The organism is Sphingomonas daechungensis, assembly GCF_039543105.1.
GTDB classification, from domain to species: domain Bacteria; phylum Pseudomonadota; class Alphaproteobacteria; order Sphingomonadales; family Sphingomonadaceae; genus Sphingomicrobium; species Sphingomicrobium daechungense.
On record NZ_BAABJC010000001.1, the window covers coordinates 2,809,291 to 2,828,985 of the forward strand.

Sequence of the window (19,695 nt, forward strand, 5' to 3'; positions counted from 1 at the left end):
CGAAGTCCCCACCTTATACGCGTATGCGTGAGGGCAATCTGTGAAACTGGTCGTAGTCGAATCGCCGGCGAAGGCGAAAACCATCGAGAAGTATCTGGGCGGCGGGCATCGCGTACTCGCGAGCTACGGGCATGTTCGGGATCTTCCGCCGAAGGATGGCTCGGTCGATCCCGAGCATGATTTCGACATGCTGTGGCAGGTTTCGCCAGACCGTTCGAAGCAGCTGAAGCTCATCACCGACGAGGCGAAGAAGGCGGACGCGCTGATCCTCGCCACTGACCCCGACCGGGAAGGAGAGGCGATCAGCTGGCACGTCCAAGAGGTGCTTCGGGCGAAGAAGGCGCTGCCCAAGGATGTGCAGCGCGTAACCTTTAATGCCATCACCAACGCCGCGGTCACCGAGGCGATGCGCAACCCGCGCGAGCTCGATGTCGACCTCATCGATGCGTACCGCGCCCGGCGGGCACTCGACTATCTCGTCGGTTTCACGCTCTCGCCGATCCTGTGGCGCAAGTTGCCCGGCGCGAAGTCCGCGGGCCGTGTCCAGTCGGTGGCGCTCCGCCTGATCGTCGACCGCGAACGCGAAATCGAGGTCTTCAAGACCCAGGAATATTGGCAGGTCAGCGCCACTTTCGAGGCTGACGGCCAGCCGTTCACGGCGCGACTCGTCCAGCTCGATGGCAAGAAGCTCGACCGCCTTTCGATCGGCTCCAAGAACGATGCCGATGCCGCCAAGGCGGTGGTCGAAGGCGGACGCTTCACCGTCGCTTCGGTTGAGACCAAGCCATTCGCCAAGAACCCGCCGCCGCCATTCACCACCTCAACGCTTCAGCAAGAGGCCGCGCGCAAGCTAGGTTTCTCCGCCAGCCACACGATGCGGGTCGCCCAGTCTCTCTACGAGGACGGGCTGATCACCTACATGCGCACTGACGGCGTCGACATGGCGGAAGAGGCGATCAGCGCCGCCCGCAAGGCGATCGCCAACCGCTACGACAGCGGCTTCGTTCCGGACAAGCCACGGCGCTACACCAGCAAGGCGAAGAACGCGCAGGAGGCTCACGAGGCGATCCGACCAACGGACTTCGGCCGGTCGCACGCGGCGTCGGGCGACCACGCTCGTCTGTACGAGCTGGTCTACAACCGCGCGTTGGCCAGCCAGATGGCGTCCGCGCGTCTGGAGCGCACGACGGTGGAGCTGACCGATGGAGCGGGCAGGGCCGTGCTCCGCGCGACCGGCCAGGTCGTGCTCTTTCCGGGCTTCATGACGCTTTACGACGAGGGCCGCGACGACGCCCAGGATGAAGAGAGCGCTCGCATGCCGGCCTTGCGCGAGGGCGATGCGCCGACCAAGACCGGCGTGGAGGCGACCCAGCATTTTACGCAACCTCCGCCGCGTTACTCCGAAGCGAGCCTGGTCAAGCGGCTGGAGGAGCTGGGGATCGGTCGGCCGTCGACCTACGCCTCGATCCTGCAGACGCTGAAGGACCGGGAGTATGTGCGGGTCGAGAAGGCTCGATTCATCCCCGAGGAGAGCGGACGGCTCGTGACCGCGTTCCTGGAGCGGTTCTTCGAAAAGTACGTCAGCTACGATTATACCGCGGAGCTGGAAGAAGAGCTCGACGACGTCTCAGGCGGGCGCCTCAACTGGCAGAAATTGCTTCAATTATTCTGGCGGGACTTCCAGCCCAAGGCGGGTGAAGTCATGGAGCAGAAGCCGTCGGAAGTGACGGCTGCGCTCGATGAATTTCTGGCGCCATGGCTCTATCCGCCGCGCGAGGACGGCAGCGATCCGCGCGTCTGTCCGGCTTGCGGCAACGGCCGGCTCTCGCTTCGGGGCGGCAAGTTCGGCGCCTTCGTCGCCTGCTCGAACTATCCCGAATGCCGCTACACGCAGAAGTTCGGACAGGGCGGCGAGCAGGCGGGTGGTGAGGGCCCGCAGGATCTTGGCAACGGGATCGAGCTGAAGAGCGGGCGCTTCGGTCCGTACCTTGAGCGCGAAGGCAAAAGAGCGTCGATCCCGAAGGACGTGCCGGTTGCGGACGTGGACCTCGAAATGGCCGAAAGACTGCTGTCGCTGCCACGCGAGATCGGCGCGCACCCGGAGACCGGCAAGACCATCAAGGCCTCGATTGGCCGATACGGGCCCTATCTCGAGCATGACGGCAAATATGCGCGGCTGAATTCGACGGCCGAAGTCTTCGAGACCGGGATGAACGCGGCGGTCGCGAAGCTTGCCGATGCGGCTTCAGGCGGCGGACGCCGCCAAGGCGCTTCGCGCGAGCCGATTGCGGTACTCGGCGCCCATCCCAGCAGCGGACTGGAGATCAAGGTGATGTCCGGTCGCTACGGTCCCTACGTCAGCGATGGTTCGACTCACGCGACCTTGCCCAAGAGCGCCGACCCGAAGGCAGTCACGCTGGAGCAGGCGGTGGAATGGATCGACGCCAAGGCCGCCAAGGGGCCGTCCGCTAAAGGCAAAAAGAAGCCGGCGCGGAAGAAGAAGGCCTAGGCCGAACAGGTCCGGCAGTTCGGGTCCTTCGGAAGGCGGATCTTTCGCCAGTCGAGCGCTTCTCCGTCGAACAGGAATAAGCTTCCGGGGACGTCCTCGCCGATCCCGACGATGACCCGGATCGCCATCAGGGCGGCGAAGCTCCCCACGGTTGCAGTCAGCGCGCCGAGTACGCCTTGCTCGGCGCAGGTGTCGCAATCGTCGCTGTCGAACGCATCGCCGACGAAGCAGCGGTAGCAGGGTTTGTCGGGCTCCCAGCCGCGGAAGAGGGCGATCTGCCCTTGGAACATGACCGCGGCCGCCGACACCAGCGGAATGCGAAGACGCGTAAGCAAGTCGCCGACGACCAACCTCGTTGCGAAATTGTCCGAGCCGTCGATCACGAGATCGTGGCCCGCCAGGAGCGACTCGGCATTGTCCGCGCTCAGCCTTTCCTTAACGGCAGTGACTTCCACATAGGGGTTGAGCGCGCGCACGACCTCCGCCGCCAGCACCGCCTTGGGCTGGCCGATCTGGTCGTCACGGAAGATGGGCTGGCGCTGAAGGTTGCTGCGATCGACGATGTCGTCATCGATGATTGTGAGCTTCCCGATCCCTGCGCCGGCGAGTGCCGGGACGATTGCACTGCCGATGCCGCCCGCACCGACGACGAGAACGCGCGCCGACTTGAGCTTGCGCTGGCCGACGCCGCCGACTTGCGGGAGGACGATGTGTCGTGCGTAGCGCTCCAGCTCGTCGTCGCTAAGTTCGCTCACCGGCCGGTGCTTCCGAAGCCTCCGCTGCCTCGCGCGGTTTCCTCCAGTTCCTGCACCTCGGTGAACCGTGCCTGGAGGACCGGGGCCGGGACAAGCTGCGCGATCCGCTCGCCGCGACGAACCTCGAACGGTTCGCCGCCGAGATTGGCGAGAATGACTTTCACTTCGCCGCGATAGTCGCTGTCGATCGTGCCGGGCGTGTTGAGACAGGTGATGCCGTGCTTGAGCGCCAGTCCGGAGCGGGGACGCACCTGCACCTCGTTTCCGTGTGGGATATCTATCGCAAAGCCGGTCGCGACGGCATGCCGCTCTCCCGGTTGAAGAGTGAGGTCCTCGGCGGACACAACGTCCAGGCCGGCGGCGTGCTCGGTCGCATATTGGGGAAGCGGCAGGCCTTCGCCGTGGGGCAGCCGGGTAAGCTTGATCTCGATCATCCGATCTCCTGTTCGACGCGGCGCATGAGGCGCCGCGCGACTTCCTGTTTTGAGTCTTCCGGCCAGTCCTCGATTCCGCTCGCTGTCACAAGATGGACGCGGTTGCGGTGACCTCCCATGACGTCGCCGGAAACGTCGTTGGCAACGATCCAGTCGGCCTTCTTGCCAACCTGCTTGGCGATGGCGTTTTCGACGACATTGTCGGTCTCGGCTGCGAAACCGATCACCAGCCGCGGCCGCCGTTCGTGCACCGAGATTTCTGCCAGAATGTCGCGCGTCGGCACGAACTTGAGCTTTGGCGGCCCGTTTCCCTTTTTCAGCTTGGTCGGCGAGATTTCCACGCGCCAGTCGGCGACTGCGGCGACCATGATCGCGCAGTCGGCTGGGAGGGAGGCCATGACTGCATCCGCCATTTGCTGGGCGGTCTCCACATCGACCCGGTCCACGCCGGGCGGAGTGTCGAGCGAGACCGGTCCGGCAACGAGCGTCACCCGCGCGCCGGCCTCGGCGGCGGCGGCGGCAATGGCGAATCCCTGACGTCCGGAGGATCGATTGGCGATTACGCGGACGGGATCGATCGGCTCATGAGTCGGGCCGGCCGTGACAAGGATGTGCTTGCCCTGGAGCGTCACTTTTCGCCGAGGAATCCGCGCTGGTTGAGAAAGTCGAAGATCGCTTGCGGCTCGTGAAGGCGGCCGGGGCCGTACTCGCCGCACGCCATTTCGCCCTCGTCGGGATCGATGACCGTGACGCCATCGACCTTGAGCTGTGCGATGTTTCGCTCGGTTGCCGGGTGCTGCCACATGCGAACGTTCATGGCCGGGGCGACGACCACCTTCTTGTCGGTGGCGAGAAGCAAAGTCGTCGCCAGGTCGTCGGCGATGCCTGCTGTCATCTTGGCGAGAAGGTCCGCCGTGGCCGGACAGACGAGGATGAAATCGGCGGATCGGCTGAGTTCGATATGGCCCATGTCGATCTCGTCCTTGAGCTCCCACAGGGACGTGTAGACCTCGCTCTTGGCGAGCGCGCCGAGCGCCATCGGCGTCACGAAATGCTCCCCACCCTTGGTGAGGACGGGCGTCACCTCGTGCCCGACCTTCTTGAACAGCCGGACAAGCTCGAGCGACTTGTAGGCGGCAATCCCTCCGCCAACGATCAGCAGCACCTTGGCCATGGCCCGCGGCTTAGCCCTGCGAGGCGTCGAGAGTCGAGTTCCGGCTAATTCGCGGGTTCGAGAAACTCGTCCTCGATGATGGCGAAGGGAACGATGCCGGACGCCCAGATGGCAGCGAAGGTGTCGCGAGATGAGAAGGGGCGTCCCTCGATGTCGGCCTGGTGCGAGGCCTTGGCGAGCAGGTGGTCGAGCTGAGTCTTGCCGATAATGTAGCTTGGGCCGTAACCGGGCTGGCGAAGGTAGAGCAGCTGCTCGAAGCCGACGAGCCTGCTGTTGGCGTCGGACCAGCCGCGCGGAGTCCAAGACGCGTGATACTTGCCGGCTTCGTCGAGCCCGATCTCGTTGGCCTGCACCCGCAATGACGCGAGGCCGCGGGCGGCGCGATTGGCGAGCATGATCCAGACCAGTTCGCGGCCATGGGGCTCGTCGTCGTAGAGGCCCGCCTGCATCAGCACCTCTTCCATCGCCGTTGCCAGGCCTTCGGAGCGGTCAGCGTAGATGTTGAAGAGGGGAGGCGTCTGCCGGATCGGGCTGGGGTGCGGTTCTTGGCGGAGGCGAGCGAGCTCGATCCAGTGGAATTGGTGGCTCGAAAGCGGCAGCGGATCGAGTGCAGTGACGTGGGTGAAGAAGTTGCGCTGCTCGACCGGCGTGTAATCGCCTAGCTGGCCGAACAATGCGGAGCGGAAGTAGGGCTTGTCGGCAATAAAGCCGGCATCGACGAGCAGCCGGTAGAGCCTCTCCTCACGCGCCAGCGCCATCGCCTTGTAGGCAGCCGGATCCTTGATTTCAGGGATTGGCGGAGCCGTGCGATTGCGCACCTCCTCCAGTCGAAGCGACGCCAGCGAACGGTCGAGCTCCCGGCGGAGCAAGGTGACCTGCTGGTCGAAGTCGTAGGGGCCGAGCAGGACGTGCTTCAGGTACCAATTGTAGTTGTCCTTGCCGACGCCGGACGGGCCCTGGCGCTTGGGTGCCTCGGACTTGATCCAGTCGGCGAAGGAGACGGTTGCCTCGCGCGCCTCGGCGACGGCTTTCTTCAGCTGCGGCGACGCGCCTAGGAGCGACGCCGTGCGCCGGCCGTCGAGGTCGTTAAGGCTCAGGGTGCCCGCTTCCAGCGCTGCGAGGGCTTCGGCCTGCTCGCGAAAGGCACGGTCGCCGTAGGCCCAAAGGTCGTGAGCCGTGCTGCCGGCGAGGTTCGCGCGCGCATCGGTCAGGAGCGGCGGAATGGTCGCCAATTGCGCGGTCAGGCGCTTCTGGTCGGCCGCATTGAGCGGCCAACGATAGGCGAACAGGTCGATGACCGGCTCGGCGTAGGTACCCTCGTGCGCCGGAACGTCGCTCATCTCCGGAAAGACGGTCTGGTAAAAACCTGGGTCGCGGGCCCAGGGCTTGAGGACGCGGAAGTAGAAATCGAGGCCGCTCATCTCAGCCTGCATCAGGCGGTAGTCGCCCTTCTGCGAAGCGGTCCAACCGTCGGTGTTCAGCCCGGTCATCTGCAGTTGCAGGTTGGCTAGGTCCCCTGCCTTCTCAGCCATCGCCGACGGGCCATAATCGGGACGGCCGTTGGCGATCTTGGGCTGGTTTAGCGCTCGCCATTCTTCGAACGCCTTGAGCAACTGAGGATAGGTCGAGGCGGAGGCTTGAGCGGCTTGCGCCGGTGATGCCGAAATCATGGGAATGGCGGAAATCGCAAGCGCCAGGGCAATTCGAAACATCGGCCAGTCCCCCAAAGGTTGTCGCCGGAGGTTATCGCCCCGCTGCCGCAGCGCAAGCAGGCACGAAAAAGGCGGGGCCCTTGCGAGCCCCGCCTCCCGTGACGAACTTGCACCTAGGTTCGCGAGCGTGAGCCAGAACGTCCGCCGCTGCCAGTTTCCGAACCGGCATCAGCCGTCTCGATCGCCCGCGTGGTGTCGGCCTGGATCGAGCCGCCAACGCCGGTCGCGGCGCCACTTGCGGAGCCGCTGCCGCCGGTTCCGGTCACCGAAGCCGTGGTCGTTCCGACACCAGCATTCGATGCCATTCCCGTGTCGACACCCGAGCCGCCGCTCGATGCCGACGGAGACTGGCTCTGGCGATTGCGCCGCCAGCTATCGAAGTCGGAGTGGAATTGATGTTCGCGCTCGCGGCAGTAATCGTCGTAATCGCGGTCGAGTTGCGACATCTGACGGTCGCGCCAGCTGCGATAGTGATCGTCCTGGCTGCTGCCGAAGCGCTGATTGCCGAAGCCGCCAAGAGTGTCGCCCATGTCGCTGTAGCCGAGCGATTCGTTCTCACCGCGATTGGCTTCGCCCCAGCTTTGCGCGTGGTCGCGCCGATGCTGGCCGCGGAAGTCGCTCTCGTTGCGAAAGCCGCCGAAGCCACTGGAGAGGCTGCGGTCGCGATCCTGCGATGAACTGCGGGGCGAACCGTATCCGCCGCGGCCTTGTTCGCGATCCCAGTTGCTTCCTGAGCGTTGACCTTGGCTCATCCCGCCACCGTAGCCGCCGGTTTCACGGCCATGCCCACGATTGCGCTCAGCGCTCCGGTGCTGATCCTGATCCCACGACGATCCGCCGCTCCAGCCCACGCCGTGCGAGCTTGAATTGCGGTCGTTGTCCCAAGAGCGAGGCTGCTGGCCGCGGTTGATCTGCTGGTCGCGGTTCCAGGACGTGTCGCGCTGATAGTCGCGACCGGGCCGGCGATCGTCGTCATCGTCGCCAAACCAGGAGCGAAGCTGTTCGCCGGCGCGCTCGAAGAAGCCGCGATCCTCGTCGCGATCACGTCCGTAGCTCGACCGTTCGCGATTCTCGTCGCGCCATCGGTCGCGGTTCATGTCGTCGCCATATCCTCTTGCCATTGCGGGCCTCCTTGTCTGGACGAAATTGAAGCGGGCGGGTGCGCCCACCTCTGTCCAACGGAGCGAGTGAATGGCCGTTCCGTGCCTCAACGTCGCTCGGCGCATCCAGACATCCGGCTGGCGCAAGCTGCTGATTCGGAAGTGAAAGAGTCGTCTAGCCGACCAAGAATATGGCAGCCGCTCCGACCGCTGCACCGATCAGCGCGACCAGCCCATAGCCGGCCCATCTCGGCCGCTGGATCACCGCAATCTCGGGCAGTGGCGGGGGAGGAGGGGCAGCACCGAATGGGGGATAGTACTGGTCGATCCGCTTGATCAGTTCGGGCACAAGCTTGGCGGCGCGGACCAGCTCGACGATGCGGTCGGCGTAATATGCCTCGGGGCCAAGCTCGGAGCGCAGCCAGTCGCGAAGGAACGGCTCTGCTGTCTCCCACATGTTAATGTCGGGATCGAGCGCGGTCGCCACGCCCTCGTTCATCACCATCGACTTCTGCAGAAGCAGCAAATGCGGCTGCGTCGGCATGTCGAAATCGCGCGTGATGGAGAACAGGCTCTCCAGCATCCGTCCGACGGAAATCTCCTTGACGGGGAGGCCCCGGATCGGCTCGCCGGCCGCACGCAGGGCGGTCGCGAACTCCTGCACATTGTGGTGCGAGGGCACGTACTGCGCCTCAAAGTGGATTTCCGCGACGCGCCGATAGTCGCCCGTGATCAGCCCGTAGAGGATTTCCGCAAGCCACATTCGCGCTCTGCGGTCGATGCGGCCCATGATCCCGAAATCGATGGCGGCGATCCGGCCGTCACGCAGGGCGAACAGGTTCCCGTGGTGCAGGTCGGCGTGGAAGAAGCCGTCGACCACGGCCTGGCGAAGGAAGGCGCGGACGAGAATTCCGGACAAGGCGCTGCAGTCGTGCCCTTCGGCGATCAGCGCCTCGCGGTCGTTCAGCTTGATCCCGTCGAGCCATTCGAGCGTGAGCACCCGCCTGGCGGTCCGGCGCCAGTCGATTTCGGGCACGTAATAGCCCGGCTCGGCGATCATGTTCTCGCGGAGTTCGGAGGCTGACGCGGCCTCTCGCTGAAGGTCCAGCTCTCGCGCCGTCCACTGCTTGAATTGGGCGACGACAAGGCGGGGGCGCAGGCGGGCTGCCTCCCCGCCCATCGATTCAACGTGAGCGGCTGCCCACTCGTAGGTGTCGATGGCCCTGGCGATTTCTTCCTCGACGCCCGGCCGAAGCACTTTGACCGCGACTACCTTGCCGTCCGTGGTGACAGCCTTGTGGACCTGCGCGATGGACGCCGCGCCGATCGGATTTTCGTCGAACTCCACGAACAGGCTCTCGATGCTCGTCCCGAAGGATGACTCGATCGTCTGCCGGATCGCGGCGAAAGGCGCAGGCGGAAGGTTGTCCTGAAGCTGGGACAGATTTTCGGCCGCCTTGGCGCCGACGAGGTCGGGCCGGGTCGAAAGAGCCTGTCCAAGCTTGATCGCTGCAGGGCCAATCGCCTGAAGAGCCGCAGCATATTCCGGCGTATCGGGAACCCGCGCACCAAAGCGCGCAAGCCGTGCGAGGCGGCGCACGGGCGGCGGCGTCAAGGGATCGGATTCAATACCGCGCAGGGCGCCGTGACGAGCCAGCGTCCGGCCCCACTTCAACAGACGCCACAGGTGGGTGACCGTCGTGGTCAAATCTTCCACCCGCTGTGGATGGTCACCAGCCCGCCGAGCATCGGTTCAGCGGCGGCTCGAACGAAGCCTGCTTCGGTCACCATTTCGCGAAAGCGTTCGGGCCGTGGAAAGCGCTGGATGGATTCGACGAGATATTTGTAGCTCGCTTCGTCGTCGGCGATCGCCTTGCCGAGCTTCGGAATGATATTCTTCGACCAGGCGTCGTAAAGCTCCGAGAAGCCCGGCCAGTCGCTGCGTGAAAATTCCATGCAGTAGAAGCGTCCGCCGCGCTTCAGCACGCGATGCGCTTCCTTCAGTGCTTTCGGAATGTGCGTGACGTTCCGGATGCCGAACACAATCGTGTAGGCGTCGAAGCTACTGTCCGGGAAGATCAGTTCCTCGGCGTTCTGGACCTGCCATTTCAGACCCGTCAGGCCGCGCTTTTTCGCGCGCTCTTCACCGACCGCAAGCATGTCGGCGTTGATGTCCGACACGGTGACCTCGGCGCCGCGCTGCGCCATGCGGAAGGCGATGTCACCGGTGCCGCCGGCCATGTCGAGAATGCGCTCCCCGGTGCGAGGCTTCACCCGGGCGACGAAGCGGTCCTTCCACAGCCGGTGGAGGCCGCCCGACATCAAATCGTTCATGACATCGTAGCGGCGGGCGACCGAGCTGAAGACTTCGCCGACGCGACGGGTCTTTTCTTCCGGGCTGACGAGCTCCTCGCCGAAGCTGACCTTCTCTGACATGGGGCGCGGCTCTAGCGAGGTTGCGGACAGTCCGCCATATCGCGCCGATGCCAGAGCTTCCCGAAGTCGAAACCACCGTCCGCGGACTTGCCAAGGTCCTTGACGGCAGGCGGATCGAGCGGGTCGAGGCGCGTCGTGCGGACCTGCGGCGGGCGTTCCCAAAGGATCTTGGCCAGCGGCTGACCGGTGCGAAGGTCATCGGCCTTGGGCGCCGGGCGAAGTATGGCCTGATCCATACCGACCGCGACGATACCATGATCTTTCATCTCGGCATGTCAGGTAGCTGGAGGATCAATCGCGCGGAGATCGAGAAGCACGACCACTTGCTGCTGGAGACGGATGAGGGGACCCGGCTCGCTCTCAACGATCCGCGGCGATTCGGTTCGGTCGATCTGATCCCGACCTCGGAACTCGATGCGTGGCCGGCGTTTGCAGTGTTGGGACCCGAGCCGCTCGAGCTTGATGCGGGAGACCTGAGGCAGCGGCTGGCCGGCCGGAGCGCTGCGATCAAGCAGCTCCTGCTCGATCAGACGATCGTCGCCGGGCTCGGCAACATTTATGTCTGCGAGGCTCTATATCGTTCGCACATCCATCCGACACGGGCCGGCGGCTCTATAAGCCTGCCAAGGCTCGACCGGCTGGTGGTCGCGATCCGCCAGGTGATCGACGAGGCGATCGAGGCGGGCGGATCGACGCTGCGGGACTTCGCCAGTCCTGATGGCGAACTCGGCTATTTTTCGAAGGCGTTCGCCGTCTATGATCGGGAGGGTCAGCCGTGCGGGTGCGGCGGGAAGGTCCGTCGAATCGTCCAGGGCGGACGGTCGACATTCTACTGTCCGGCCTGCCAGCGCTGACTGTTGACGATTCGGGCCTCTCCGGTTAGGGGAGTCCTCACGTCGGCGCGGCCTCTTGGCTACGCGCCGCTTTTTCATTGAGACACAGGGTTTTAGAGGAATATTCATGGCGAACACGCCGCAAGCCAAGAAGCGCATCCGTCGCAACGAGCGCCGCGAAGCCATCAACCACAGCCGCGTCAGCCGCATCCGGACCTTCGTGAAGGCCGTCGAGTCGGCCTTGGCAGCAGGCAAGAAGGATGATGCCGTAAAGGCTCTTCGCGATGCTCAGCCGGAGATGGCACGTGGCGTTGCCCGTGGCGTCCTGCACAAGAATACGGCGGCCCGGAAGTTCTCGCGGCTGGCCAAGAGGGTTGCTGCACTAGGGTAATCCCCGAGGATTAGTCCCGCAAAGAAACGGGCCGTCGGCATTGCCGGCGGCCCTTCTTTTTTGCCGCGTCAAAAAAATGCAGCAATTCCCGCGATTCGCGGAATCGTTAACGCGCGACTAACCACGAAAATGGCAGTTTTCTGCCGTTTCAACGCAAAAGTCCCACGTTTCCTCTGTCAAGGCTGATTATTTCAGTCTTGTGAAAAATCGCGCTTGAATCACCAGCCCGAGGCTTCCAAAACGGCCTTTCCGGTCGCGAATCCGCGCCGGGGGGCTAGAGAGAAAAGCAGTCATGGGCGCCCGACTCGCGTTGGTCGCGACGGACTCCGTTTGTCTCTTTGACAGGGAAATGAGGAGGCGCGAACCAGTGCACGGGCAACGTTCGGAGGTGTCTCAGGAGCAGGTCGAAGGGCTGGTCGCAGCGCCGCTCGAAGCCGCTTGGGAATCGATCCGTACGGGGCTTCGTCGCGATCTTGGTGCGCGAACATTCGACGGCTGGCTGAAGCCCGCTGCGCTTGGCGACCTGGACCCTGAGACCGGCACGCTCGACATCGTCATGCCAAGCCAGTTCATGGCCGACTGGGTACGCTCGCATTTCGGCGACCGACTCGCGCTCGCGTGGAAGTCAACGCTTCCGCTCGTCCGCTCGGTCCGGGTCATGGCCGGCACAGACGGCCCGCGCCCGACTCCGTTGCTGATCCTGGAGGAGGCGCCTGAGCCGGCCGCTCGCGGCCGCGATCCGTCCGCACCGAACTTCGATCCACGCTACCGGTTCGAAACCTTCGTCATCGGAAAGGCCAACGAAGTTGCGGCGACCGCCGCGCGGACTCTGGCGACGGCCAAGACCGTAAGCTTCAACCCACTTTTCATTCATGGCGGAACTGGCCGGGGCAAGACGCACCTGCTTCACGCCATCGGTCACGCGTTCCTGGCGCAGAATCGCTCGGCCAAGGTCGTTTCGATGTCGGCCGAGAAGTTCATGGTCGAGTTCATCCGTGCGCTGAAGGAAAACGACACAATCGGCTTCAAGCAGCGGCTGCGGAGCGCGGACTTGCTGCTGATCGACGACGTCCAGTTCATTGCCGGCAAGGACTCGACGCAGGAAGAATTCTTCCACACGATGAACGAAATCATCACTGCCGGTCGCCGGCTGGTGATCACGTCCGATCGCGCCCCACAGGACCTTGACGGAATCGCGCCGCGCATCCTGTCGCGTCTGTCCTGGGGCCTCGTCGCAGACATCAACTCGGCGGATTTCGAGCTTCGCTTCAACATCATCGAGACGAAGCTGGCGGCTCTTCCCGCGGTCGACATGCCGCGAAACGTGGTCGAGTTCCTCGCCCGCCGGGTGACGTCGAGCATTCGAGAGCTGGAAGGCGCGCTCAACCGCATCGCTGCCTATGCAATGATGACGGGCCGAGCGATCGACATCGCTTTCGTCGAAGAGGTTCTCGCCAATGTGCTTCGCGCCAACCAGCGCCGGATCACGATCGACGAGATCCAGGCTCAGGTTGCCGAGCACTACCGCATCCGCAAGGCCGAAATGACGTCGGCGCGCCGCGCGCGCGAAGTCGCTCGCCCGCGCCAGGTCGCCATGTATTTGTCGAAGCAGCTGACGCCCAAGTCGCTGCCAGACATCGGTCGGCGTTTCGGTGGGCGCGACCACACGACGGTGATCCATGCGGTGCGCCAGATCGAGAAGCTTCGCGCTAGCGATGCGGAGCTCGATGCGGACATTCGCCTGCTGACGCGCCAGCTCGAAGGCTAGCTTCGGGGAGGGGGGTTTCGACCGCCCCAAAGGTCGAAGAATGGGCCCGGCAGGAGCAATCCCGCCGGGCCTTTCTTATTTCAACAACTCCGGTTTACATCTTCCGTCATGGGGGAAGAAAAGCACGACGGGCTGGCTGTCCCTGGGCAGATCGTCCTTGCGCACGAACTGCCCTTCACGGTCGGGGACCTCAGAGTTCAACCATCAGTCCGCCAGGTCAAACGCGGCGACAAGCGCGAGACCCTGGAACCGCGCGTAATGCAGCTTCTCGTCGCACTGGCTCGCGCACGCGGCGGCATCGTGACGCGCGACGAGCTGATCGCATGGTGCTGGGACGGGCGAATCGTCGGAGAGGACGCCATCAATCGCGCTGTTTCGCGTCTTCGCCAGGTCGCCTCGGAAATTGGGGGCGGTACCTTCGCAATCGAAACAATCACGAAGGTGGGATACCGGATCGTCGACGCAGCACTGGCAGCCAAGGATCGGTCTCACGAATCCGAGCCGTCGGCGCCCACTGCGAGCCGCCGGAACTGGCTGTTCGGCGCTGGTGCGGCCGTTGCAGGGGCGCTTGGTACTGGATTGCTTTGGCGAAAGCCGTGGCAGCATCGCCCCGATCCGGAGGCCGTAGAGCTCGTGCGGCTTGGCGATCTGGCCCAACGCGCAAGCCGTCCTGACCAGACCAGGCAGGCGGTATCTTACTTCGAACGCGCCGTGCGCATCGACCCGCTGTATGGCGCAGCCTGGGGAATGCTGGCTCTTTCCTATACGCACGGCCTCGACGGATTTAGCGAGGCGCAGCTTGCAGGCCTCCCCGACCGGATTCGTTCTGCAGCCAATCGCGCTCTTGAGCTCGAACCCGATAATCCGGACGCGCAGCTGGCCCTGGCATGCGTCCTGCCATACTTCCGCAACTGGTCTCGATTGGAGCCTGAATTGAGCAGGATCCAGCGCGAGTACCCAGACCATTGGCTCGCCAACGGGAGGCTTGCCATCCTCTATTATCAGGTTGGCCGGCTAAAGGAGGGAGCCGCGCTGCACATGGGCGTCATTAAACGGGATCCGATGATCCCAGGCCCTTATGCCTTTGCAGCGACAGCACTTTCTCGTGCAGGGCAAATTCAGGATGCCGACGCCCTTCTCAAGGAAGCGGCAGACCGTTGGCCTGCCAATCCCTTTCTCTGGCATACCAAGTACGACCACCTGCTCTTCACGGGTCGCGCCGGTTCGGCAGCTGCTATGCTTATGGATCCGGAAACCCGTCCGTCCGGGACTGGCGACGCTGAGGTCGCGCCATTCATCCGGCTTGCCCGAGCCATCGACAAAGAGAGTCCTGAAGACATCGAAGCCTCCGTAGAAGATCAGGTTCGGATGAGCCGCGACGATGTGCAGTCGATCGCTTTCGCCGCTCCGGTGTTCGCATTGCTCGGTCGCCCCGACCTCACGCTTGCGAGCCTCGAGCGTTACTATCTCAACGAAGGATCGTTCGGCGAGCCATCGCCAATCGGCCCTTACACTCGCCGATACACCGATCAGCTTTACTGGCCCGCTATGACCTCAATCAATTCTGACAGGCGCTTTCGACAGCTCACGACCGCCATCGGCCTATCCGACTACTGGGATTCGATGGACATCGATCCCCTCTCACTACGAGCGTAGCCAGCAAGAAATCGGCGGTTCGCCGGCCAATCATCAGGTGCGCATCCTTTCGGAAAGGCCACGTGATACGCGACTGTCGCCTCCCATTGGAGCTCAATTGGGAGGCTTAAAATGCGGCTCTTGTATTTAGTAACCTCTGCCACGGTCTTGCTGGCCCTCGCCAATCCGGCGTCCGCGACTGTTGTCGACCCTCTGGACGATTTTCTTTCGACCTATACGGGTCCGCTCAACGACGACGTCGATATCCTGAGCGGCGATGTCGCGTTCGACGGCACGTCTTACTTCCTGACCTCCACCATGAACGGTGCGATCGGAACAACCACAGGGAGCATTTTCGTTTGGGGGATCAATCGAGGCAGCGGCGCGCCGCGTCTGACGTTCGGAAGTCCAAGCGTTGGCGCAGGAGTGCTTTTCGATGCCGTGGTGGTGATGTTCCCAGACGGCACGCTTCGCATTGTTACAATACCGCCGGCCGGAGCACCGACCTTCAATGTTATCGCCGGAGGGACGACGATCGCCGGCAACAGTCTGTCCGCGACCGTGCCGCTGTCGCTATTGGACTCAATGGGCCTCGCGCCGGAAGACTATATGTTCAATCTCTGGTCGCGAACGCGGGTGAACCCGCTTGCAGACGGGACGAACGCGGAAATCGCCGACTTCCTGTCGAGCAGCACTCAAGCGCGTGCGGTTCCTGAACCTGCGACATGGCTGATGATGCTCTTGGGATTCGGGCTGACTGGCACCGCGTTTCGGCGATCGCGCCGGGCAAGCCTCTTGAAAGCCGTCGCGTGAGCAGCGGCAGCTCGAAGGCCTGCCCAGTCCCCTGAGCAGGCCTTCATTCTTATTTACGCCTTCTTCTTGGCCGGGACGGTGATCTTCACCGTTTCCCCGTTCGTGCCGGGGAAGTTGGTGAACATTGCTTCGATAAGGTTGGGAACAAGCGTTCCAAGCTCATCCGTCTGCGACCGGGCGGCCGCCTTACCGTTGAACAGCGGAGCACTGTCGGCCCGGCGGACGATGTCCAGGTTCAATTCGCTCTTGTAGACCGTGTACTGACGCACCGGGTCCGGACCGAACGCATACCAGTACGGATCGTCCCAGCCCCAGTAGAAGGGCGAGCGGTAACCCGCGTAGCCGAACCGCGAGTAGTACGGCCGGCCGAAATAGCCGCCGTAGAACGGACTGTAGCGGCCGCGGTAGAACGGATCATAGTAATGGGAGCGAGCGAAAGGATCGACCGAGACCTCGGTGCTTCCCTTGTCTACGCCGTATCCGATCTTGACGAGCATGTCGGCGACGTTGGGCGCACCGGCAGAACGGTAGCCCTTGGCTTCCATCTGCTGCGCGACCTGGGCCGCGAAGCGGTTGAACTCCAGCGTTGGAAGCGCACCGTTCGCCGGGACGACGTAGAACGTCTGACCGGCAGGAACGGGCATAGCGGTGTAACGGGTGACATTCGTCGGCAGGCCCATGGCGCAGCCCGACACGCCCAGCGCAGCCGCACCCAGAAAGGCAGCGGCGGCCAGTTTCTTGATAGACATTTCAGACCTCGAATTTCCAAAACCCACTGCGGGGTATCGAAATCCAATTAGTCGTTGCCCGCTGAACTATCGATGAAGTGAGCGTTCATCGGGGTAGACCGATTGCGCGATAGGCTTCCGCGAGGGTCGGCGCGCCCAATTCTGCTGCACGTTCAGAGCCTTCGGCCAGATGACGGTCCAGCTCCGCAGGGTCGTTTCGGAGCTCTTCCAAAGATGAACGAAGCGGGTGCAAAAGGGCCACCAGAGCATCGGCCAGCGCCGGTTTGAACGCTCCGAAGCCCTGTCCGGCGAATCGGGCCAGAACCTGCTCGACGGTCTCGCCCGTCACTGCGCCATAAATGCCGACGAGATTCTTGGCTTCTGGCCTGCCCTCCAGCCCGGCGTGGTGTTCCGGCAGTGGCTCGGGATCGGTCTTCGCCTTGCGGATCTTCTGAGAGATGGTGTCGTCGCTGTCGGTCAGGTTGATGCGGCTCATGTCCGACGGGTCCGACTTCGACATTTTCGAAGTCCCGTCGCGAAGGCTCATCACCCGGGCCGCGGTCCCGCCGCCGACGAAGGGCTCGGGCGGCACGAAGAGATCGACCTCGTAATCGGTGTTGAACTTGATCGCGATGTCGCGGGCGAGCTCGATGTGCTGCTTCTGATCTTCTCCCACTGGCACGTGCGTTGCCCGGTAGAGGAGAACATCCGCCGCCTGCAGGACCGGGTAAGTGTAGAGGCCGACACTGGCGCCTTCGCGCGACTTTCCGGTCTTGTCCTTGAACTGCGTCATGCGGTTCAGCCAGCCGACCCGAGCGGTGCACTGAAGAATCCAGGCAAGCTCGGGATGGGCGGGGATCGCGCTCTGCTGGAAGAGGATCGACTTCTTAGGATCGATCCCGCTGGCAATCAGCGCTGCCGCCATCTCGCGAACGTTTGAACGGAGCTCGGCTGGCGCAACGTCGATGGTGAGTGCGTGAAGATCGGCGAGAAAGAACAGGCACTCGGCCTCATCCTGCATCCTGACCCAGCGAAGGATGGCGCCGAGAAGGTTGCCGAGGTGAAGCCCGCCGGTCGGCTGGATACCGGAAACGACGCGCATGCTGGGGTTAGCCGACATCGGTGTACGGTCTACTGCGGCGGAACAAGGATTTCAGTTCCTCGCGGTCGGTGCCCCCGAGGAACCACACCGCCGGGAAGTAGACCGCCATGCCGCCACCGACGAGCGCGACGACGCCCGCAAGGCGCTTCACGACCGTACCGTCGAACCAGCCGCCGAGAACCATTCGGATGCCGTACAGAGCCGCGACCATGAGAGCGCCGGCGATAAGCTGGCGAATGATGCGGCTAGCGAGCCAGCCTTCGATCCGGAAATGCCCGCGCCGATGGAGGATCACGTAGAGGATCAGGCAGTTGAGCCACGAGGTAATCGCGATCGCGGAGGCAAGGCCGGCAATGCCGAATGGCGGGATCAGGACGAAATTGAGGACAACGGTCGCGATCAGGACGAAGACAGCAATCTTCACTGGCGTTGCCGTGTCTTGCCGAGCGTAAAAGCCGGGCGTCAGGACCTTGACGAGCACATAAGCCGGCAAGCCAAGCACGATGATCGACAGCGTCAGCGCCGTCAGCCGAGCATCCTCCGGCGTGAACTTGCCGCCCTGGAAGAGCGCCGACACCAGGGGAAGAGCGCTCACCGCAAGAGCGAGGGCCGCGGGAAGGCAGAGCAGCATGGCGAGCTCCGCCGCTTGTCCTTGGACCTTCGCCGCTTTCTCGGGCTCGTTGGCGCCGACATATTTGCTCACCTGCGGCAGGATCGCAGTTCCCAGAGCCGCACCGATCACGCCGAGCGGAAGCTGGTTGAGGCGGTCGGCATAGTTGAAATAGCTCATCGCCCCGGTCCCGATGCGCGTCAGGAAGAACGTGTCGATGAAGGCGCTGATCTGATAGACGCCCGCCCCCAAAGTCGCCGGAATGACGACCCGGACAAACTGGCGGACGCCGGGAGTCATCCTCGGCCGCCGAAGCTTCAGCACCACGCCGGCTCGCTTGCAGGCCGTCAGGAGCAGCGCGAGCTGCATCATGCCGCCGACAGTGACGGCGACAGCAAGCGCGTAGGCGGTGGTCGTTCCGCCCTGCGGCACGAAGATCAGCGCCGTGAGCATCGCGAGATTGAGCAAGGCGGGAGCAAAGGCCGCCGCGGTGAACCGCGAGAGGCTGTTGAGGATGCCCGAAAACAGGGAAACGAGGCTGATCAGCAGCAGGTAGGGGAAGGTCAGGCGAGTGAGGAACGTCGCCAGCCACAATTCCTGCCCGTGATAGCCCGAGATCAGGAACACGAACGGTCCCATGATGATCTCGAAGACGAGGGTGAAGAGGATCAGGGTCGGGAGAAAGATCGCCAGCACTTCCTCGCTGAACTTCTTCGCCTCTACCTCGCCGTTCTCACCCTGCAGCCGCTGGCTGTAGAGCGGGACGAAGCCGGCCGAAAAGGCGCCTTCACCGAACAGACGGCGAAAAGTGTTGGGAAGCCGGAACGCGACGAAAAAGGCGTCCGCCTGCCAGCTTGCGCCCATGACGCGAGACATCAGCATCTCGCGCGCGAAGCCCGCAATGCGGCTGACCAGGGTCAGCCCGCCGATTGTTCCAGTTGCCTTGAGCAGGTTCATGACGCGATCCCGCTTCGGTCAGGCGCGATTACGCCTGGCCCTCGTCGGGCGACGGGGCCGGCTCCGCCGGAGCGGCCTCGCCGCTGCCGTTAGCCTCACCTTCCTGGGCTGCCTGCAGTTGCGCGAGGTACGCGGCCCCAAAATCGATGCCGTCCAGAAGCAGCGGCGGGAAACCGGCGTTCTGCGTCGACTCCGCAATGATCTGGCGGGCGAACGGGAACAGCAGGCGAGGGGCCTCGACGAGGAGGAACGGCCCAAGCGCTTCTTCCGGGAAGTTGCGAAGTCCGAACAGGCCGCCGTAGCTGAGCTCGATCATGAACTGGACGCCGCTGTCGGAACGTGCGGAGACGTCGAGCTTGATCACCACCTCATGAACGTCGTCCGAAACGCGATCGACATTGATGTTGAACTGAACGTCGACGCGCGGCTGGTCCTGCCACTGGAACACATGCGGCGCATTTGGATTCTCAATCGAAAGGTCTTTGATGTATTGCGCAAGGGTCGCGGCCTGCGGGCCAAGGTTCTGGTCCCCGGAGCCGTTGCCGGGTGTAAGCGTATCCTGATCGGCCATTGTGTTCTTCGCCTTGATCGATTTGGGAGTTGCGGACCCTGTTTGGACCCGTGCGCGTTTGCGGTTGGCCGACTAGCAGTCGCCCATCGGGCGCGCAATGGCGACGGCATGGCGATGCGGGCTTTGAATTGAAAGGTTTCGCGCACTATGTTCGTGCTAAGATTTGA

16 protein-coding genes and 1 pseudogene are annotated in these 19,695 nt (G+C 63.5%); 6 read left to right on the forward strand and 11 right to left on the reverse strand.

Annotated elements, in window-relative coordinates; all coding sequences use genetic code 11:
* Positions 1-40: 40 nt before the first annotated feature.
* On the forward strand, positions 41-2,509 hold the full coding sequence (topA, locus tag ABD928_RS14515; protein ID WP_345169886.1) for a type I DNA topoisomerase: 2,469 nt from the start codon (positions 41-43) through the stop codon (positions 2,507-2,509).
* Here topA and ABD928_RS14520 read toward each other — a convergent pair.
* From ABD928_RS14520 to ABD928_RS14550, 7 genes and pseudogenes are all read right to left on the reverse strand, one after another.
* Positions 2,506-3,264, reverse strand: coding sequence for a HesA/MoeB/ThiF family protein (locus tag ABD928_RS14520; RefSeq protein ID WP_345169888.1), 759 nt, complete (start codon positions 3,262-3,264; stop codon positions 2,506-2,508). The two genes, topA and ABD928_RS14520, sit on opposite strands and share 4 nt — an antisense overlap.
* The gene (gene dut, locus ABD928_RS14525; RefSeq protein WP_345169890.1) at positions 3,261-3,698 is read right to left on the reverse strand and encodes a dUTP diphosphatase; all 438 of its coding nucleotides are present in this window, start codon (positions 3,696-3,698) and stop codon (positions 3,261-3,263) included. Before dut ends, ABD928_RS14520 begins: the two co-directional genes overlap by 4 nt.
* Positions 3,695-4,872: pseudogene (gene coaBC / locus ABD928_RS14530) on the reverse strand (bifunctional phosphopantothenoylcysteine decarboxylase/phosphopantothenate--cysteine ligase CoaBC). The gene dut and the pseudogene coaBC overlap by 4 nt, the downstream one beginning before the upstream one ends.
* 44 nt (positions 4,873-4,916) lie before the next feature.
* Complete coding sequence (locus ABD928_RS14535) at positions 4,917-6,584, reverse strand: DUF885 domain-containing protein (protein WP_187713868.1); 1,668 nt, start codon at positions 6,582-6,584, stop codon at positions 4,917-4,919.
* Between the two features lie 113 nt (positions 6,585-6,697).
* Entirely contained in the window at positions 6,698-7,705 is a 1,008-nt protein-coding gene (locus ABD928_RS14540; RefSeq protein ID WP_187713869.1) for a hypothetical protein, read from the reverse strand.
* Between the two features lie 154 nt (positions 7,706-7,859).
* The gene (gene ubiB, locus ABD928_RS14545; RefSeq protein ID WP_345169893.1) at positions 7,860-9,392 is read right to left on the reverse strand and encodes a 2-polyprenylphenol 6-hydroxylase; all 1,533 of its coding nucleotides are present in this window, start codon (positions 9,390-9,392) and stop codon (positions 7,860-7,862) included.
* The gene (locus tag ABD928_RS14550) at positions 9,389-10,120 is read right to left on the reverse strand and encodes a class I SAM-dependent methyltransferase (RefSeq protein WP_187713870.1); all 732 of its coding nucleotides are present in this window, start codon (positions 10,118-10,120) and stop codon (positions 9,389-9,391) included. Before ABD928_RS14550 ends, ubiB begins: the two co-directional genes overlap by 4 nt.
* A 47-nt stretch (positions 10,121-10,167) precedes the next feature.
* Here ABD928_RS14550 and mutM point away from each other — a divergent pair, with 47 nt between their 5' ends.
* The 5 genes from mutM to ABD928_RS14575 all read left to right on the forward strand — a co-directional run bounded on the left by mutM (position 10,168) and on the right by ABD928_RS14575 (position 15,560).
* A complete protein-coding gene (gene mutM / locus ABD928_RS14555) occupies positions 10,168-10,974 on the forward strand; it encodes a bifunctional DNA-formamidopyrimidine glycosylase/DNA-(apurinic or apyrimidinic site) lyase (RefSeq protein WP_187713871.1) in 807 nt (268 codons plus the stop codon).
* A 106-nt stretch (positions 10,975-11,080) separates the two neighbouring features.
* Positions 11,081-11,344 carry a 30S ribosomal protein S20 gene (gene rpsT / locus ABD928_RS14560; RefSeq protein ID WP_187713872.1) on the forward strand — a complete coding sequence of 88 codons (264 nt, stop codon included), beginning with the start codon at positions 11,081-11,083 and terminating at the stop codon, positions 11,342-11,344.
* Between the two features lie 349 nt (positions 11,345-11,693).
* Positions 11,694-13,112: a chromosomal replication initiator protein DnaA gene (gene dnaA, locus ABD928_RS14565; RefSeq protein ID WP_345169898.1), complete on the forward strand. Its 1,419-nt coding sequence runs from the start codon at positions 11,694-11,696 to the stop codon at positions 13,110-13,112.
* Between the two features lie 108 nt (positions 13,113-13,220).
* Positions 13,221-14,768 carry a winged helix-turn-helix domain-containing protein gene (locus ABD928_RS14570; protein WP_345169900.1) on the forward strand — a complete coding sequence of 516 codons (1,548 nt, stop codon included), beginning with the start codon at positions 13,221-13,223 and terminating at the stop codon, positions 14,766-14,768.
* A 111-nt stretch (positions 14,769-14,879) separates the two neighbouring features.
* A complete protein-coding gene (locus tag ABD928_RS14575) occupies positions 14,880-15,560 on the forward strand; it encodes a PEPxxWA-CTERM sorting domain-containing protein (protein ID WP_345169902.1) in 681 nt (226 codons plus the stop codon).
* Positions 15,561-15,613: 53 nt separating this feature from the next.
* On the opposite strand, the gene ABD928_RS14580 is transcribed toward ABD928_RS14575, so the two are convergent.
* From ABD928_RS14580 to secB, 4 genes are all read right to left on the reverse strand, one after another.
* Positions 15,614-16,309: a DUF4136 domain-containing protein gene (locus tag ABD928_RS14580; RefSeq protein ID WP_345169904.1), complete on the reverse strand. Its 696-nt coding sequence runs from the start codon at positions 16,307-16,309 to the stop codon at positions 15,614-15,616.
* A gap of 85 nt (positions 16,310-16,394) precedes the next feature.
* Positions 16,395-17,390 (reverse strand): tryptophan--tRNA ligase, encoded by a 996-nt coding sequence (trpS, locus tag ABD928_RS14585; RefSeq protein ID WP_187715855.1) that lies wholly within the window; start codon positions 17,388-17,390, stop codon positions 16,395-16,397.
* A gap of 7 nt (positions 17,391-17,397) precedes the next feature.
* Entirely contained in the window at positions 17,398-18,957 is a 1,560-nt protein-coding gene (gene murJ, locus ABD928_RS14590; RefSeq protein WP_345169907.1) for a murein biosynthesis integral membrane protein MurJ, read from the reverse strand.
* Positions 18,958-18,985: 28 nt separating this feature from the next.
* Entirely contained in the window at positions 18,986-19,528 is a 543-nt protein-coding gene (gene secB / locus ABD928_RS14595; protein WP_187713877.1) for a protein-export chaperone SecB, read from the reverse strand.
* Positions 19,529-19,695 lie beyond the last annotated feature (167 nt).

Bases quoted from the DNA above. Each gene is read 5' to 3' on its own strand.
- ABD928_RS14540 (WP_187713869.1), bottom strand. From the start codon at position 7,705: ATGGCAAGAGGATATGGCGACGACATGAACCGCGACCGATGGCGCGAC.
- dut (WP_345169890.1), bottom strand. From the start codon at position 3,698: ATGATCGAGATCAAGCTTACCCGGCTGCCCCACGGCGAAGGCCTGCCG.
- ABD928_RS14570 (WP_345169900.1), top strand. From the start codon at position 13,221: ATGGGGGAAGAAAAGCACGACGGGCTGGCTGTCCCTGGGCAGATCGTC.
- ABD928_RS14535 (WP_187713868.1), bottom strand. From the start codon at position 6,584: ATGTTTCGAATTGCCCTGGCGCTTGCGATTTCCGCCATTCCCATGATT.
- ABD928_RS14580 (WP_345169904.1), bottom strand. From the start codon at position 16,309: ATGTCTATCAAGAAACTGGCCGCCGCTGCCTTTCTGGGTGCGGCTGCG.
- rpsT (WP_187713872.1), top strand. From the start codon at position 11,081: ATGGCGAACACGCCGCAAGCCAAGAAGCGCATCCGTCGCAACGAGCGC.
- ABD928_RS14550 (WP_187713870.1), bottom strand. From the start codon at position 10,120: ATGTCAGAGAAGGTCAGCTTCGGCGAGGAGCTCGTCAGCCCGGAAGAA.
- murJ (WP_345169907.1), bottom strand. From the start codon at position 18,957: ATGAACCTGCTCAAGGCAACTGGAACAATCGGCGGGCTGACCCTGGTC.
- ABD928_RS14575 (WP_345169902.1), top strand. From the start codon at position 14,880: ATGCGGCTCTTGTATTTAGTAACCTCTGCCACGGTCTTGCTGGCCCTC.
- secB (WP_187713877.1), bottom strand. From the start codon at position 19,528: ATGGCCGATCAGGATACGCTTACACCCGGCAACGGCTCCGGGGACCAG.
- trpS (WP_187715855.1), bottom strand. From the start codon at position 17,390: ATGCGCGTCGTTTCCGGTATCCAGCCGACCGGCGGGCTTCACCTCGGC.
- dnaA (WP_345169898.1), top strand. From the start codon at position 11,694: ATGAGGAGGCGCGAACCAGTGCACGGGCAACGTTCGGAGGTGTCTCAG.
- mutM (WP_187713871.1), top strand. From the start codon at position 10,168: ATGCCAGAGCTTCCCGAAGTCGAAACCACCGTCCGCGGACTTGCCAAG.